Annotated in this window: 15 protein-coding genes; 12 read left to right on the forward strand and 3 right to left on the reverse strand. The window is 70.6% G+C overall.

Annotated elements, in window-relative coordinates; translation table 11 throughout:
- Positions 1-52: 52 nt before the first annotated feature.
- The 6 genes from NK718_RS16655 (at position 53) to NK718_RS16680 (ending at position 5,311) form a co-directional block, all read left to right on the forward strand.
- Positions 53-712 (forward strand): thiamine phosphate synthase, encoded by a 660-nt coding sequence (locus NK718_RS16655; RefSeq protein WP_254744571.1) that lies wholly within the window; start codon positions 53-55, stop codon positions 710-712.
- 2 nt (positions 713-714) lie between these two features.
- Entirely contained in the window at positions 715-1,725 is a 1,011-nt protein-coding gene (locus NK718_RS16660) for a tetratricopeptide repeat protein (RefSeq protein ID WP_254744691.1), read from the forward strand.
- Between the two features lie 156 nt (positions 1,726-1,881).
- Positions 1,882-2,682, forward strand: a complete 801-nt coding sequence (locus NK718_RS16665) for an inositol monophosphatase family protein (RefSeq protein WP_254744573.1) — start codon at positions 1,882-1,884, stop codon at positions 2,680-2,682.
- Between the two features lie 112 nt (positions 2,683-2,794).
- Complete coding sequence (locus NK718_RS16670; RefSeq protein WP_254744575.1) at positions 2,795-3,769, forward strand: flagellar motor protein MotA; 975 nt, start codon at positions 2,795-2,797, stop codon at positions 3,767-3,769.
- Positions 3,770-3,801: 32 nt separating this feature from the next.
- Entirely contained in the window at positions 3,802-4,833 is a 1,032-nt protein-coding gene (locus NK718_RS16675; protein WP_254744577.1) for a peptidoglycan -binding protein, read from the forward strand.
- A gap of 10 nt (positions 4,834-4,843) precedes the next feature.
- Entirely contained in the window at positions 4,844-5,311 is a 468-nt protein-coding gene (locus NK718_RS16680; protein ID WP_254744580.1) for a GNAT family N-acetyltransferase, read from the forward strand.
- 27 nt (positions 5,312-5,338) lie between these two features.
- Here the strand turns inward: NK718_RS16680 and NK718_RS16685 are convergent, their stop codons facing one another.
- Positions 5,339-7,171, reverse strand: coding sequence for an ABC transporter transmembrane domain-containing protein (locus NK718_RS16685; RefSeq protein WP_254744583.1), 1,833 nt, complete (start codon positions 7,169-7,171; stop codon positions 5,339-5,341).
- A 139-nt stretch (positions 7,172-7,310) separates the two neighbouring features.
- On the opposite strand from NK718_RS16685, the gene rpmE reads away from it, so the two are divergent.
- Complete coding sequence (gene rpmE, locus NK718_RS16690) at positions 7,311-7,538, forward strand: 50S ribosomal protein L31 (protein ID WP_254744585.1); 228 nt, start codon at positions 7,311-7,313, stop codon at positions 7,536-7,538.
- A 130-nt stretch (positions 7,539-7,668) separates the two neighbouring features.
- Here the strand turns inward: rpmE and rcdA are convergent, their stop codons facing one another.
- Both rcdA and NK718_RS16700 read right to left on the reverse strand, forming a co-directional pair.
- Positions 7,669-8,190: a protease adaptor protein RcdA gene (gene rcdA, locus NK718_RS16695; RefSeq protein ID WP_254744587.1), complete on the reverse strand. Its 522-nt coding sequence runs from the start codon at positions 8,188-8,190 to the stop codon at positions 7,669-7,671.
- A gap of 426 nt (positions 8,191-8,616) precedes the next feature.
- Positions 8,617-8,814, reverse strand: coding sequence for a DUF1192 domain-containing protein (locus NK718_RS16700; RefSeq protein WP_254744589.1), 198 nt, complete (start codon positions 8,812-8,814; stop codon positions 8,617-8,619).
- Positions 8,815-8,936: 122 nt separating this feature from the next.
- Between NK718_RS16700 and NK718_RS16705 the strand changes: the two genes are divergently transcribed.
- The 5 genes from NK718_RS16705 (at position 8,937) to tilS (ending at position 13,853) form a co-directional block, all read left to right on the forward strand.
- Positions 8,937-9,941, forward strand: coding sequence for an NAD(P)H-quinone oxidoreductase (locus NK718_RS16705; RefSeq protein WP_254744591.1), 1,005 nt, complete (start codon positions 8,937-8,939; stop codon positions 9,939-9,941).
- Positions 9,942-10,129: 188 nt separating this feature from the next.
- A complete protein-coding gene (locus tag NK718_RS16710; protein WP_254744593.1) occupies positions 10,130-10,858 on the forward strand; it encodes a DUF1013 domain-containing protein in 729 nt (242 codons plus the stop codon).
- A gap of 254 nt (positions 10,859-11,112) precedes the next feature.
- The gene (gene pal / locus NK718_RS16715; RefSeq protein WP_254744595.1) at positions 11,113-11,643 is read left to right on the forward strand and encodes a peptidoglycan-associated lipoprotein Pal; all 531 of its coding nucleotides are present in this window, start codon (positions 11,113-11,115) and stop codon (positions 11,641-11,643) included.
- A 131-nt stretch (positions 11,644-11,774) separates the two neighbouring features.
- The gene (gene ybgF, locus NK718_RS16720) at positions 11,775-12,794 is read left to right on the forward strand and encodes a tol-pal system protein YbgF (protein WP_254744597.1); all 1,020 of its coding nucleotides are present in this window, start codon (positions 11,775-11,777) and stop codon (positions 12,792-12,794) included.
- Between the two features lie 15 nt (positions 12,795-12,809).
- Positions 12,810-13,853 (forward strand): tRNA lysidine(34) synthetase TilS, encoded by a 1,044-nt coding sequence (gene tilS / locus NK718_RS16725; RefSeq protein ID WP_254744599.1) that lies wholly within the window; start codon positions 12,810-12,812, stop codon positions 13,851-13,853.
- Positions 13,854-14,076: the final 223 nt, after the last annotated feature.

Here is a 14,076-nt window from a genome sequence, read left to right on the forward strand (position 1 = left end):
CTTTCATCGTCAATGGCCGGGGCGTCGCCCCGCCGGAAGCCGCCGCAGGACCATGACCGACCGCGCCCGCCTCGTTCTGATGACGCCGCCGGTTCCGGCCTCCGCCACACCGGAGTCCTGGCCTGGCCCGCTCGCTGCCGAACTGCGGGCCGCGCTCGCCGCCGGCCGCGTGGACGCGGTGATCCTGCGCCTGCCCGCTTTCGACGAGCGCACGCTGACAAAGGCGGTGAAGCCGCTCGTCGCCATCGTGCAGGAGGCCGGCGCGGCGGCGTTGTTGGAGGACGCAGCGCCCATCGTGGCGCGCGCCGGCGCGGACGGCGTCCACCTCACCGGGCCCGAGGCGCTGGGCCCGACGCTGCAGGCCCTCAAGCCGCACGAGCGCATCGTCGGCGTCGGCGGGCTGCGCGCCCGCCACGACGCGATGGAGGCGGCCGAGACGGGCTGCGACTACGTGCTGTTCGGCGAACCGCGCGAGGACGGCTCCGCGCCGCCTTTGTCCGGCGTGCTGGAGCGTGTCGGCTGGTGGGCCGAGCTGTTCGAGGTGCCCTGCGTCGGCTACGTCGCCGAGACCGGGCAGGCCGGCGACATGGCGGCGACCGGATGCGAGTTCGTCGCGCTGGGTCCGGACTGCTTCGCGCGGCCCGGCAGCGCGGCCGAGGCGGTGCGCGGCGCGCTGGCCGCCATCGCCCAGGCGCCGGAGGCGCGGCGTTGAGCATGCGCCGCGCGCTGCCCTGGCTTCTGCTGGCGCTCGCCGGCGTCGCGCCGGCGGCCGCCCAGAACGTGTTGCGACCGGACGCCACGCCCGGCGCGCCGACGCTCTCGGCCACGCCCGAGCCGGTGCTCCCGGGCGGCCCGACCGCCTATGCCCGCCGGCCGGGGGCCTATGGCCCGGTCACCGACCTCGCCTACGGCGCGTTCCAGCGCGGGCTCTACCTCACCGCCTTCCGCGAGGCGTCGAAGCGGATCGAGACCGACCCGTCAGACGGCGCGGCGATGACGCTCATCGGCGAGCTCTACGCCAACGGCTACGGCGTCCGGCAGGACTGGACCAAGGCCGGCGAGTGGTATCGCCTGGCGGCGGCGCGCGGCGACGCGCAGGGCGCGTTCGCGCTGGCCATGCTGACGCTGGACGGCCGAGGCGTGGCCAAGGATCCCGCCGCCGGCCGCCGGCTGCTCGAAAGCGCCGCGCCGAAGACGCCGGCCGCCGCCTACAATCTCGGCCTGCTGCTTCTCGCGGAGAACACCCCCCAGAGCGACGCGCGCGCCATCGACCTGTTCCGCCGCGCCGCCGAGTCCTCCGAGCCGGAGGCCCAATACGCCATGGGCGTGCTGTTCAAGCAGGGGCGCGGGGTGCAACGCGACCCGGCGCAGGCGGCGATGTGGCTGTCGCTGGCGGCCGAGAACCACAACGGCGCCGCGATGGTGGAATACGCCATCATGCTGTTCAACGGCGAGGGCGTCACGCGCGACGAGACGGCGGGGGCCAAGATGTTCCGCCGCGCCGCGGAGCTCGGCAATCCGGTGGCGCAGAACCGCCTGGCGCGCATCTACGCCGCGGGGCGGGGCCTGCCGAAGGACCTCGTCGCCGCCGCAAAGTGGCACCAGCTCGCCAGCGCGCGCGGCATGGCCGACCAGTGGCTCGACGACGCGCTGCGCGGCCTCACCCCGGCCGAGCGCGACCGCGCCGAGGACGCGGCGCGCCGCTGGCTCGACGGTTTCGGCTAGGGCAAGATCGGGCGCGTAGCCCCGCCGCCAGGCGGCCCATGGGGACGCGGAACTTGACGCGCCGGGCCGCATGACGTTGATGAACGGCCCGCGAGGCCCATGCCCGCCCCAGTTCCGCCGCCCCGCCGCGGCCCGTGACAGCCTGCAGGAGCCACCATGATCCGCTCACCCCTCATGACCGTGATGGTCGACGCCGTGATGAAGGCGGCCAAGGGACTGCGCCGCGACTTCGGCGAGGTCGAGAACCTCCAGGTGTCGCGCAAGGGGCCGGGCGACTTCGTGTCGGCCGCCGACCATCGGGCCGAGACGGTGATCCGGGAATCCCTCCTCAAGGCGCGACCGGATTTCGGCTTCGTCATGGAGGAGAGCGGGCGCGTCGAGGCGCGCGACGGCATGCACTACTGGCACCTCGACCCGCTCGACGGCACCACCAACTTCCTGCACGGCATCCCGCACTTCGCCATTTCGCTGGGTCTTGTCCGCGACGGCGTCATCGTCGCCGGCGTGGTCTACGACCCCGCCAAGGACGAGCTGTTCATCGCCGAGCGGGGCAAGGGCGCGTACATAAACAACAAGCGCATGCGCGTGGCGCAGCGCACCGACACGCTCGACGCCGTGTTCGCGACCGGCATCCCGACAATCGGCCGACGCGACCACCCCGGCTTCCTGAAGCAGCTTGCAAAGGTGATGGTGAAGACCTCGGGCGTCCGCCGCATGGGCGCGGCGGCGCTCGACCTGGCCTATGTGGCCGCCGGCCGCTACGACGCGTACTGGGAGCAGGGCCTGAACTCGTGGGACTGCTGCGCGGGGGCGCTGATGGTGCGCGAGGCCGGCGGATTCGTCTCCGACGCCTGGGGAAAGGACGACGTGCTGGCCGCCGACACCATCGTGTGCGGGAACGAGGCGATGCACGCGGCGCTTCTCACCATGCTGAAGGAGGCGCGCTCGGTCGCCTGAGGCCGGGAACGTCGATTTTCCCGTGTTCACCGGCCCCCGCCGCTTGCCTGAGCGTTGCATGGCGGCGAAATTGATCGTGGCGCTTGCCCCAAGTCGGATTCGCTGAGGACCAATGGCAGACCCGCTCGACCCCCATCGCCTCTCGCCGCCGCGCATCTACGTGGTGCGGATGGCGGTGTTCATCGTGCTGGCGGGGTTCGTGGCGCTGATCCTCTACCGGGCGATCGCCAGCGCCTTCATGGCCAACCCGGCGCTCAACGGCGTCATCTTCGGCGTGCTGTTCATCGGCGTGGTGCTGGCCTTCCGGCAGGTCATCCGGTTGTTTCGGGAAGTGCGCTGGGTCAACAGCTTCCGCCGGGCCGAGCCCGGGCTGATGCCGCAGGACAAGCCGGTGCTGCTGATGCCGATGGCGACGCTGCTCGCCAACCGGCAGGGCGCCGGCGTCAGCACCGCGACCCTGCGCGCCATTCTCGACACGGTGGGCATGCGCCTGGACGAGGGGCGCGACATTGGCCGCTACCTCACCGGCCTGTTGGTGTTCCTCGGCCTGCTCGGTACGTTCTGGGGCCTGCTGGAGACGGTCGGCTCGGTGGGGCGGGTCATCTCGACCATGAAGAGCGGCGCCGACGCCGCGCTGATGTTCGAGGACCTCAAGAGCGGCCTCGCCGCCCCGCTCGGCGGTATGGGCATTTCGTTCTCGTCCTCGCTGTTCGGCCTCGCCGGCTCGCTGGTGCTCGGCTTCCTCGACCTGCAGGCCGGCCAGGCGCAGAACCGATTTTACAACGAGCTGGAGGACTGGCTGACCACCACGGTGTCCGAGCCGGGCGTGGAAGGCCTGCCGGCCCTCGACGGCGCGTCGGACCTGCGCGCCGTGCTGGACCGCCTCACCGTGGCCGTGCTCGAACAGGGCGGCGGGCGCAACACCACCCAGGCTCTGGCGAACCTCGCCGAGGGCATCCAGGCGCTGGTGCAGCACATGCGCTCGGAGCAGCAACTGATCCGCGACTGGGTGGAGGCACAGGCCGCCCGCGAGGCGGAGATGAAGCGCGTGCTGGAACGGCTCGCGCCGGAGCCCGACCGGCTGTGACCGTGGCGCGCCGGCGGGACTGAGGAGAGACGATGGCCGGAAGCCGGACCCGTCGCGGGCAGAGGACGATCGACTACTGGCCCGGCTTCGTGGACGCCCTGTCCACGCTGGTGCTGGCGATCGTCTTCCTGCTCACGGTGTTCGTGCTGGCGCAGTTCTTCCTGAGCCAGCAGGTGACCGACAAGGACACTGCGCTGACGCGCCTCAACCGGCAGATCTCGGAGCTGACCGACCTGCTGGCCCTCGAGAAGATCAACCGCAAGTCCCTCGAGGACAACATCGCCATGCTGACCGACACGCTGAAGGCCAGCGAGGCGGAGCGCAGCCGGCTTCAGGGCCAGGTCGACTCCAGCAGCGCCAGCGCGGCGTCGTCGGGCGGGCAGGTCTCCGCCCTCAACCGCCAGCTGGATGCCGAAAAGCAGGTTTCCGCGCGGGCGCTGTCGCAGGTCGAGATCCTCAACCAGCAGATCGCCGCGCTGCGCCGCCAACTCGCCTCCCTCGAGGCGGCCCTGGACGCTTCCGAGCAGCGCGACAAGGAATCCCAGGCGCGCATCGCCGATCTCGGCTCGCGGCTCAACGTCGCCCTCGCGCAGAAAGTGCAGGAGCTGGCGCGCTTCCGCTCCGAGTTCTTCGGCCGCCTGCGGCAGGTGCTCGGCAACAGGCCGGACATCCGCATCGTCGGCGACCGCTTCGTCTTCCAGTCGGAGCTGTTCTTCGATCCCGGCCAGGCGACGCTGAACCCCGCCGGCCAGCAGGAAATGGACAAGCTCAGCCAGGCGCTGGTCGACCTCGACAAGCAGATCCCGGCCGACATCCCCTGGGTGCTGCGCGTCGACGGCCATACCGACAAGCGGCCGCTCTCGGGCGCGGGCCAGTTCAAGAACAACTGGGAGCTCTCCGCGTCGCGTGCCATCGCGGTGGTGCAGTACCTGATCTCCAAGGGCGTGCCGCCGCAGAGGCTGGTGGCGGCCGGGTTCGGCGAGTTCCAGCCGCTCGAACTCGGCGACAGCGAGGAAGCCTATCGCCGCAACCGCCGGATCGAGCTGAAGCTCACCGAACGCTGAGGAGGCCGCCATGGCCGGCGACGCGACCTCATTGCGGGCCCTGCGCGCGGACGACCTGCCCGCGCTGACCGAGCTGTGGGTGGCGGCGTGGCGCTCCGTGCTGCCCGACTTCGACTTCGACGCGCGGCGGGACTGGTTCGCCGCCCATCTCGACGCCCTCGCGGCCGCGGGGGCGGAGATCGTCGTGGCCGAGCAGGGCGCGCGCCTTGTCGGGCTTCTTACCGTCGACCCCCCGACCGGCTATCTCGACCAGATCGCCATCGCGCCCGCCTTGTGGGGCACGGGGCTCGCGCGGACGCTGCTGGCGCACGCTGTCGAGCGCGCTCCGGGAGGGCTGGAGCTGCACGTCAACGTCGACAATCCCCGCGCCGTGCGGTTCTACGGGCGCGAGGGCTTCGTCACCGTGGGCACGGGCGTCAGCGAACGCTCAGGCCTGCCGATCTTGCACATGAAGCGGCCGGCCGGGCCGCTCGTCTGAGGCGGGGCCCGGCGGCCGGATCGTCCGTCATTCCGCCGCGCGGTCGAGGCTGAGCGCCGCCGCGCCCGCCTCGAACTGCAGGCGCGCCAGTCGGGCGTAGAGCCCGCCGGCGTTGACGAGCTCCGCGTGAGTGCCCTGCTCGACGATGCGGCCCTCGTCCATGACCAGGATGCGGTCGGCCTTCAGCACGGTGGCGAGGCGGTGCGCGATGACGATGGTCGTGCGGCCTTCCATCAGCCGGTCGAGCGCCGCCTGCACCAGCGTCTCGCTCTCGGCGTCGAGCGCCGAGGTGGCCTCGTCGAGGAGCAGGATCGGCGCGTCGCGGAGGATTGCGCGGGCGATGGCGATGCGCTGGCGCTGGCCGCCCGACAGCGTCACGCCGCGCTCGCCGACGCGCGTCTCGTAGCCCTGCGGCAGCGCCCGGATGAACTCGTCGGCGGCGGCCAGCGCGGCGGCGCGCTCCATGTCGGCGCGGCTCGCGTCCGGCCGTCCGTACAGGATGTTCTCGGCGATGGTGGCCCCGAACACCACCGGATCCTGCGGCACGAACGCCATGCGCCGGCGCAGGGCGCGCGGATCGACGCGGGTGATCGGCACGCCGTCGACCAGAACGTCGCCGCTCAGCGGGTCGTAGAAGCGCAGCAGCAGCTGCACCAGCGTGCTCTTGCCGGCCCCCGAAGGCCCGACCACCGCGACGCGCTCGCCGCGTGCCACCGACAGGTGGAGGCCGTGCAGGATGGGGCCGTCGGGCCGGCTCGGATAGGCGAACCGCACGTCGCGGAACTCGACGGTCCCGAGCGGCGGTTCCGGCAGCGCCAGCGGCTGGGCAGGCGCTTCGATGCGCGGCTTGACGGCCAGGATCTCGGCGATGCGGCCCGCCGCTCCGGCGGCGGCGCTCACCTCGCTCCACACCTGCGAGAGTTCGCCCAGCGCACCCGCGGCGAACACGGCGTAGAGCACGAACTGCGACAGGCGGCCGCCGGTGATCTGCCCGGAGAGCACGTCCTGCGCGCCGTACCACAGCACCGCGACGACGCTGGCGAAGATCAGGAAGATCGCCACGGCGGTGAGCATCGCGCGCGCCATCGTCGTCGCCCGCGAGGCCTCGAACGCCTCCTCCACGGCGGCGCTGAAGCGCGCCACGGCCGAGGGTTCGGCGGTGAAGGCCTGCATGACGCGGGTCGAGCCGATGGCCTCGGTGGCGTAGGCGGACGCGTCGGCCAGCCGATCCTGGGCCAGCCGCGAACGCCGGCGCACGGACCGGCCGGAGGCGACGAGCGGCAGCACGATCACCGGAATGGCGATCAGCACCAGCGACGACAGGCGCGGACTGGTGATCACCATCATGGCGGCGGCGCCGATAAAGAGCACCAGGTTGCGCAGCGCCACCGAGGCGCTCGACCCGAAGGCGGAGCGGATCTGGGTGGTGTCGGCGGTGAGGCGCGAGACGATCTCGCCCGACTTCACCGTGTCGTAGAAGCCGGGGTCGAGGCGGGTGAGGTGCGTGAACACGGCCGTCCGCACGTCCGACATCACCCGGTCGCCCAGCGTCATCACCAAGTAGTAGCGGGAGGCGCTGGCTCCGGCGAGCACGGCGACGACGAGGATCATCACCCCGAAATACCGGTCGATGAGGTCCGCGCCTTCCGGCGAGAAGCCGTAGTCGACCATGCGCCGCACCGCGAGCGGCACCACCAGCGTGGCCAGCGACGCCACCACGAGGGCCACCAGCGCGGCGGCGATGCGGCCTCGGTAGCGCAGGGCATAGGGAAGAAGGGGCAGCAGCGCCCGCAGGGAAGTCTTCTTGTCCTTCGCGTCGGCGCCCTCGGGCGTCAGCGCTTGTGTGGCCGCGTCACTCATATCAAGCCTTCTTCGCCAGACTCTGCAAACTCGGTCGCGCCGCTTGTGCGCGCAGGCAGGCTGCGCTATAGGGGCGGCAATCCCATTTCCCAGTCCCTATAGACGAAACGGGGCGCTGCTGCGACCTGCGAGGAATACGATGAAGGCCGAGATCCACCCCGACTATCACACCATCAAGGTCGTCATGACTGACGGCACGGAGTTCTTCACCCGCTCCACCTGGGGCAAGGAGGGCGACGTGATGCAGCTCGACATCGACTCCAAGTCCCATCCGGCCTGGACGGGCGGCCAGCAGCAGCTGATGGACCGCGGCGGCCGCCTGTCGCGCTTCAACAGCAAGTTCGGCGGCTTCGGCCTGGGTCGCTAAGATTCGCGCTTCGCTCGGCTCGCCGGGCGCCAATGCTGAAAGGCCCCGAGTCCGGGGCCTTTTTGCGTTTGGGAGGTGCGTGGAGGCCGGGCGGCCGGATGGCGGGAGGCGCGCGCCGGCCGGGCGGAAATCAGATGGAAAAGGCGTTGTGCAGTAGCAGGTGCTGCATAGCGACGGGATTGGGCATGGCGGGGCGCGGCTCGGCGCGGCCTTCCATCAGGCTGTCGAGGTGCAGGATGCGCTCCTGCAGGCGCAGCGACTGGCTGACCAGGTCCTTCAGCTGCTGCGGCAGTTCGTCAACGCCGTCCGGGCCGTTCACCGGCGCCTGGTGCGAGAGGCGGACCTTGTCCTTTTGCGCCCGGGCCTCCTCGACGGACAGCTCGTCCTCGGCCACGGCGCGCTGCAGCAGCAGCCAGGAGGCGAGCTGCATCAGCCGCGTCGTGAGGCGCATGCTCTCGCTGGCGTAGGAGAGGGCGATCATGCGCGGCAGGGCTTTCGCCTGCTCGCGGCCCTCGCCGTCGAGATAGGCCGCCGTGCTTTCAACGAGGTCCATGCCCTCGCGAAACAGAACCTTGAACGCGTCCGAGTGGACAAACGATTCCGCGAACGAGACGGGCTCGTCCAGCCTGCGGCCCCACTGCACGTCGCTCATTCCCCAACGCCCTTCCAACATCCTTTTGGCTGCAACGCATGCGAACGGGATCGGCTCCCGGCGGGTCGCGAACGACACAACCTAACGCGCCGCGCGCGGCCGCGCCGCAGCAACGTTTCGTTAACCTTACCGCGGAAAAACAACGGGGAGGAGACGGAGGGGCTGGCGCGCCGAATCGGACACGCGCCGATAGGAGACCGCCCGGAGACGGCCGTGCGGGCGTCAAAAAGAGGCCGCCCGGAGGCGGCCGTGAAGGTGGTATTCAGGGAGGCGTCAAACAGAGTGGACAGGAGCCACTCACATCCAGAAGGTCTGGATGGGACCGTCTTACCCTCGAAAGGTAAATTCCGGGTTAATATTAACGGATTCCGAATGGCCGCCCGGCCGCCGGCGAGGCAGCCATTGCGGGCCCACGCCGGTCCCGGATCACATCTTGAAGAAGCCCTCGGCTGCGCGGCGGGAGTCGAGCTTCGCCGCCTTCGCCGTCTCGATGCGGGCGATCTCGGCGCGCAGCATCTCGGCGCGCTCCGCGAGCTCGTCGACCGACAGCATGGAGAGATCCTGCCCGATCTCGTGCATGGCGGGTTTGGGGCGCGGCAGTTCTTCCGTGAACGGGTCGGCCATGGCATGTCCCTGGTTCTAGGTCCGCTCTGGACGATCGCGCCAGTGTAGTAAGAAAATCGGCCGTCTCTCAAGACCGCCGCGCCGAGGGCGCGAATCCGGACGGCTCAAGGAGCAAGAACCGCATGACCACTCCGCTCCCACGCGACATGACGGCCATCGCCATCGAACGGCCCGGCGGACCCGAGGCGCTGGTTCCGGGCACGCGGCCGGTCCCTGTGCCCGGAGCGGGGGAGGTTCTGGTCGCGGTGGCGGCGGCCGGGGTCAACAGGCCGGACGTCATGCAGCGCAAGGGGCTGTACCCGCCGCCGCCGGGCGCGTCCGACATTCCGGGCCTCGAGATAGCCGGCACGGTGGCGGCGGTGGGCGAAGGCGTGACGCGCTGGTCGATCGGCGATCGCGTCTGCGCGCTCGTCGCCGGCGGCGGCTACGCCCAATTTTGTACCGTGCACGAGAGCAACGCGCTGCCCGTGCCGGATGGTCTGTCGCTGGTGGACGCCGCGGCGATGCCGGAGACGTTCTTCACCGTCTGGACCAACGTGTTCGAGCGCGGCCGCCTGAAAGAGGGCGAGACGCTGCTGGTGCATGGCGGCACGTCGGGCATCGGCACCACCGCCATCATGCTCGCCAAGGCGTTCGGGGCCAGGGTACTCGTCACCGCGGGTTCCGACGAGAAATGTGCCGCCTGTCTGCGGCTCGGGGCGGACCTCGCGATCAACTACAAGACGCAGGACTTCGTCGCCGAGGCGAAGCAGGCGACCGGCGGGAGGGGCGTCGACGTCATTCTCGACATGGTGGGCGGCGACTACATCCAGCGCAATTATGAAGCGGCGGCGATGGACGGGCGGGTCGTGCAGATCGCCTTCCAGGGCTCGTCGGTGGCGGAGGTCGATTTCCGGCGCATCATGCTCAAGCGCCTGACCCACACGGGCTCGACGCTGCGCTCGCGCTCGGTGGCGGAGAAGGCGGCGATCGCCGCTGAGCTCGAGGCGCGGGTCTGGCCGCTGGTCGGGCCCGGGCGGGTACGGCCGCTTGTCCACGCCACTTTCCCGCTGGAACAGGCGGCGCAGGCCCACGCCCTGATGGAGAGCGGCGCGCATATCGGCAAGATCGTGCTCACCGTGGACTGACCGGGAAAGCGCGGTTTCGCCCGGCCGCCACCGCGTGCCGAATGGTGAATTGCATCGGCGCACCGCGCGGCTTATATGGAGGGCAATCCCCGTTTAGTCAGGCGTGATCGGGGCTCCGGCCGGAAGGCCCGGTCGGAGCGCGAGCCGCCTTGCCCTCGCCAATGCGAGGTTTCGCCAAGGAGACCGACATGAGCACAGGCCCGCTGATGCCGAAGGCGACCGCCGTCTGGCTGGTCGACAACACGTCCCTCTCGTTCGACCAGATCGCGGCGTTCTGCAATCTGCATCCGCTCGAGGTGAAGGGCATCGCCGACGGCGAGGTCGCGGCGGGCATCAAGGGCCTCGATCCGGTCAGCGCGAACCAGCTCACCCGCGAGGAGATCGAGCGGGCCGAGAAGGATTCGAACTATCGCATGAAGCTGGCGGTGTCCTCGGTCCGCCTTCCCGAGCAGAAGCGCAAGAAGGGCCCTCGCTACACCCCGCTGTCGCGCCGTCACGACCGCCCCAACGCCATCCTCTGGCTGCTGCGCAACCATCCCGAGCTGAAGGACGCGCAGATCATGCGCCTCGTCGGCACGACCAAGACGACCATCCAGCAGATCCGCGACCGCACTCACTGGAATACGGCGCAGCTGGCCCCGATGGACCCCGTGACGCTGGGCCTGTGCTCGCAGATCGACCTCGACTTCGAGGTCGCGCGCTCCGCCAAGGACCGCCCGGCCGTGGCGGCGGAGGAGGGCAACCAGACCCTGCTGCCGGCCGAGGTGACGACTGCCCGGGAGGAAGCACCGGCCTCCCCCTTCGGCTCGCTCACCGCGAAGAAGGAGCCGGAAGAGGAAGAGGCGATCGACGTCAACACCGTGTTCGCCAAGCTCAAGCAGCTCAAGCGGCCCCGCGACGAGGACGGCGAGGAGTAAGCCTCTTCCTTCAGTCGGCGTGTCGCCGGCGCGTCATCGCCGATATTTCGAATGGCCGGGCTCGTCCCGGCCATTTTCGTCAGCCGCGCCGCCGCAGTTTGGCCATTCACGCCCGGTTAACCATGGAGCCAACGACTCGCCGGCCACACCGCTCCGAAACCTTCGGTCAGGGTTGACAGAACCTTCGCTTAACCAACCGGGCGTAAGGGTCGGGCTAACCATTCAATGTCACGCCCACTGACAAGGAGTAGTCCATGACGGGTTTCGTTCGCGCGGCGCATGTCGCCAAACTGGCTTTCGCGCTCGGCGCGGCCATGACGCTCGCCGCCTGTTCGTCCGACAAGGCGGCCGACGCGGCCGGCCTCGGCGCGGGGCCGGGCGGCCTCGGCGGCATGGGCGCGGGCGGCGGCGCGCCGGGCTCGGCGCAGGACTTCGTCGTGAACGTCGGCGACCGCGTGTTCTTCGAGACGGATTCGTCGGATCTGACCCCCACGGCGACGGCGACGCTCGACAAGCAGGCGCAGTGGTTGAACCAGTACCCGCGCTACCAGATCACCATGGAGGGTCACGCCGACGAGCGCGGCACGCGCGAGTACAATTTCGCGCTCGGCGCGCGCCGCGCCCAGGCGGCTCGCGACTACCTGGCGTCCCGCGGCGTGAACGCCGGCCGAATCAAGACGATCTCCTACGGCAAGGAGAGGCCGGTCGCGGTGTGCGACGACATCTCCTGCTGGTCTCAGAACCGCCGCGCGGTCACCGTGCTCGGTGGCGCGGCCGGCATGTAAGCCCTTTCGGCGGCTGCCGATCTCGACGCAGCGGCCAAGGCCACGTTTGCGTCCCCGCGGAACCACATTTTGGCCCGCGGGGCGCACCATGTTAGATGCGGTCGTCAACTCTCTTCGATGAAGATCGCGCCATGACCCGCCAGTTCGCCTGGGCCTTCGCAGCCCTGTTGCTCCTCGCGACCGCCGCGCCCACGCGCGCCCAGGACGCGGCCGACCTGCTGCTGAGGGTGAACCGGCTGGAAAGCCAGCTGCGCCAGATGTCGGGCCAGATCGAGCAGCTCCAGTTCCAGAACAAGACGTTGCAGGACCGGCTCCAGAAGTTCGAGCAGGATGTCGAGTTCCGGTTCCAGGACATGAAGCCGGCCGCTTCGGCCCGGCCGTCCGCCGGCGCGACGCCCGCCGCGTCCCCGCCCCGACCGGCCGCTCCGCCCACCCCGCAGCCGGTCCCGCAGAAGCGCGGCGACGCCTTCGACCCCGCCCAGCAGCCGAACGCTCCCGGCGCGCCCCGCGTGCTCGGAAGCCTGCCGTCCGACGCCGCTGCCCCGGCGCCACCTCTTCCCGGGCCGGAGATCGCCCTGCCGCGCGGTGCGCTGGACGACGGCGGCCTGCTCGCCGACGACGACGCCCAGCCGGGTCCGCTCGACCTCAGCACCGCCCCGCGCAGGCTCGGCGGCCTTTCGGCCCCCGGCCTGCCGCCGGAGCCGGTTCCCGCGCCGGGCGCGCCGCTGGTCACCGGTTCGGCTCCGCCCGCCACGTCGGTCGGAACGGGGCTGGCTGCCGACGAGTACGCCATGGCTGTCGGGCTCGTGAAGCAGCGCCAGTACGATCAGGCGGAGATGGCGCTGCGGCAGTTCCTGCAAACCTACCCGCGCGACAGGATGGCTCCCGAGGCCACGTACTGGCTGGCCGAGACCTATTACCAGCGCGCCCGCTATCCGGACGCGGTCGAGCAGTATCTCAAAATCTACAAGAGCTTCGGCTCCTCCAGGGTCGCGCCGGAAAGCCTGCTGAAGCTGTCGATGTCGCTCCGCGGCATGGGCCAGCCGGAACAGGCCTGCGCCACGCTGGGCGAAATCGGCCGCAAGTATCCTTCCGCCTCGCCCGAGCTGCGGGCCTCGATCGAGCGCGAGGCTCGTCGCGGCAATTGCTGACCGGCGCGCCCGGAGATGCCCGCCGGCCCCGACGACCCCATCGTCCCCGATGAAGCCGCGACGCTGCTGGCCCCGCTGATCGGTCGGGACGCCGGCTGCGCGGGCGTGCTGCTCGCGGTCTCGGGGGGGCCGGATTCCGTCGCCCTGCTTCATCTCGCCGCGCTCTGGCGCGAACGTGGCGGCGCGCCGCCCTTGTTCGCCGCGACGGTCGATCACGGACTGCGGCCGGAGTCGGCCGGGGAGGCGGAGCGGGTGGCGGAATGGTGCGCCGAACGCCGGGTCCCCCACGCCGTGCTGCGCTGGACGGGCCGCAAGCCCGCCACCCGCATCCACGCGGCGGCGCGCGAGGCGCGCTACGCCCTGCTCGCCCAGCAAGCCGAACGGGTCGGCGCGACGCATATCGTGACGGCGCACCACCGCGACGACCTCTCCGAAACGGTGCTGATGCGCCTCACCCGCGGCTCCGGAGTGAGGGGCCTTGCGGCGATGAGGAAATCGAGGCCGCTCGGCGGGCTGTTCCTCGTCAGGCCCTTTCTCGACGTTTCGAAATCGCGACTGCTGGCCACGCTGACGCAAGCAGGGCAGGACTGGCTGCGCGACCCCTCCAACGCAGATCCCCGCTTCGGTCGAACTCGGACACGCCGTTTGGCCGCAATGTTGGCGGAGGAGGGGCTGGACGCCGCCCGACTGGCGGCGCTGGCCCGGCGCGCCGCGCGGGCGGACGCCGCGCTGGACGAGGCGGCGCGCGCCGCCCACGCGCGCCATCTCTCGCAAGAGGCCGACCGGCGCGTGTTCGGGCCCGGGCTGCTGGGCGAGCCTGACGAGATCATGCTGCGCGTCCTGCAGCTCGAACTCGAGCGTCACGGGCCCGTCCGGCTGGAGCGGCTGGAGAGCCTGGCCGCCGACCTTTCCGCTGCGGCGCGGCGGGGCCACCGGCTTACCCGCAGCCTGGCCGGGGCGGTGACGGCGCTCGACGGCCTTGGTCAGGTCACGATTTCGGCGGAGAAGGAACGTCGGCGGGGTCGGCGCGCTTTAACGAAGGCGGACGGATCTTCATGATCCGCAAAGGCGTCAGTGGCATGCTGGTCCAAGCCTGAGCTTCGCCGGGATCCCGGTAAGCCGATGGCGGGGATCGTGAGCGTTCGCTCTTTCGCGTTCCCTGGTTGGCGTTCCCTGTTGGCGTTCACTTGGCAATTCGCGGTCTCGAACCTAAATAGAGCTTACGCAACGCGTCCGGACCATGCCTTCTCGGCCCCGGGCCTCACCAAGGCGATCGATCGGT

This window comes from Alsobacter ponti, from assembly GCF_024294805.1.
In the GTDB taxonomy this organism is placed as follows: domain Bacteria; phylum Pseudomonadota; class Alphaproteobacteria; order Rhizobiales; family Beijerinckiaceae; genus Alsobacter; species Alsobacter ponti.

Excerpts from the sequence above, each read along its gene's own strand:
- NK718_RS16655 (WP_254744571.1), top strand. The coding sequence starts at position 53 with ATGACCGACCGCGCCCGCCTCGTTCTGATGACGCCGCCGGTTCCGGCC.
- NK718_RS16660 (WP_254744691.1), top strand. The coding sequence starts at position 715 with ATGCGCCGCGCGCTGCCCTGGCTTCTGCTGGCGCTCGCCGGCGTCGCG.
- NK718_RS16665 (WP_254744573.1), top strand. The coding sequence starts at position 1,882 with ATGATCCGCTCACCCCTCATGACCGTGATGGTCGACGCCGTGATGAAG.
- NK718_RS16670 (WP_254744575.1), top strand. The coding sequence starts at position 2,795 with ATGGCAGACCCGCTCGACCCCCATCGCCTCTCGCCGCCGCGCATCTAC.
- NK718_RS16675 (WP_254744577.1), top strand. The coding sequence starts at position 3,802 with ATGGCCGGAAGCCGGACCCGTCGCGGGCAGAGGACGATCGACTACTGG.
- NK718_RS16680 (WP_254744580.1), top strand. The coding sequence starts at position 4,844 with ATGGCCGGCGACGCGACCTCATTGCGGGCCCTGCGCGCGGACGACCTG.
- NK718_RS16685 (WP_254744583.1), bottom strand. The coding sequence starts at position 7,171 with ATGAGTGACGCGGCCACACAAGCGCTGACGCCCGAGGGCGCCGACGCG.
- rpmE (WP_254744585.1), top strand. The coding sequence starts at position 7,311 with ATGAAGGCCGAGATCCACCCCGACTATCACACCATCAAGGTCGTCATG.
- rcdA (WP_254744587.1), bottom strand. The coding sequence starts at position 8,190 with ATGAGCGACGTGCAGTGGGGCCGCAGGCTGGACGAGCCCGTCTCGTTC.
- NK718_RS16700 (WP_254744589.1), bottom strand. The coding sequence starts at position 8,814 with ATGGCCGACCCGTTCACGGAAGAACTGCCGCGCCCCAAACCCGCCATG.
- NK718_RS16705 (WP_254744591.1), top strand. The coding sequence starts at position 8,937 with ATGACCACTCCGCTCCCACGCGACATGACGGCCATCGCCATCGAACGG.
- NK718_RS16710 (WP_254744593.1), top strand. The coding sequence starts at position 10,130 with ATGAGCACAGGCCCGCTGATGCCGAAGGCGACCGCCGTCTGGCTGGTC.
- pal (WP_254744595.1), top strand. The coding sequence starts at position 11,113 with ATGACGGGTTTCGTTCGCGCGGCGCATGTCGCCAAACTGGCTTTCGCG.
- ybgF (WP_254744597.1), top strand. The coding sequence starts at position 11,775 with ATGACCCGCCAGTTCGCCTGGGCCTTCGCAGCCCTGTTGCTCCTCGCG.
- tilS (WP_254744599.1), top strand. The coding sequence starts at position 12,810 with ATGCCCGCCGGCCCCGACGACCCCATCGTCCCCGATGAAGCCGCGACG.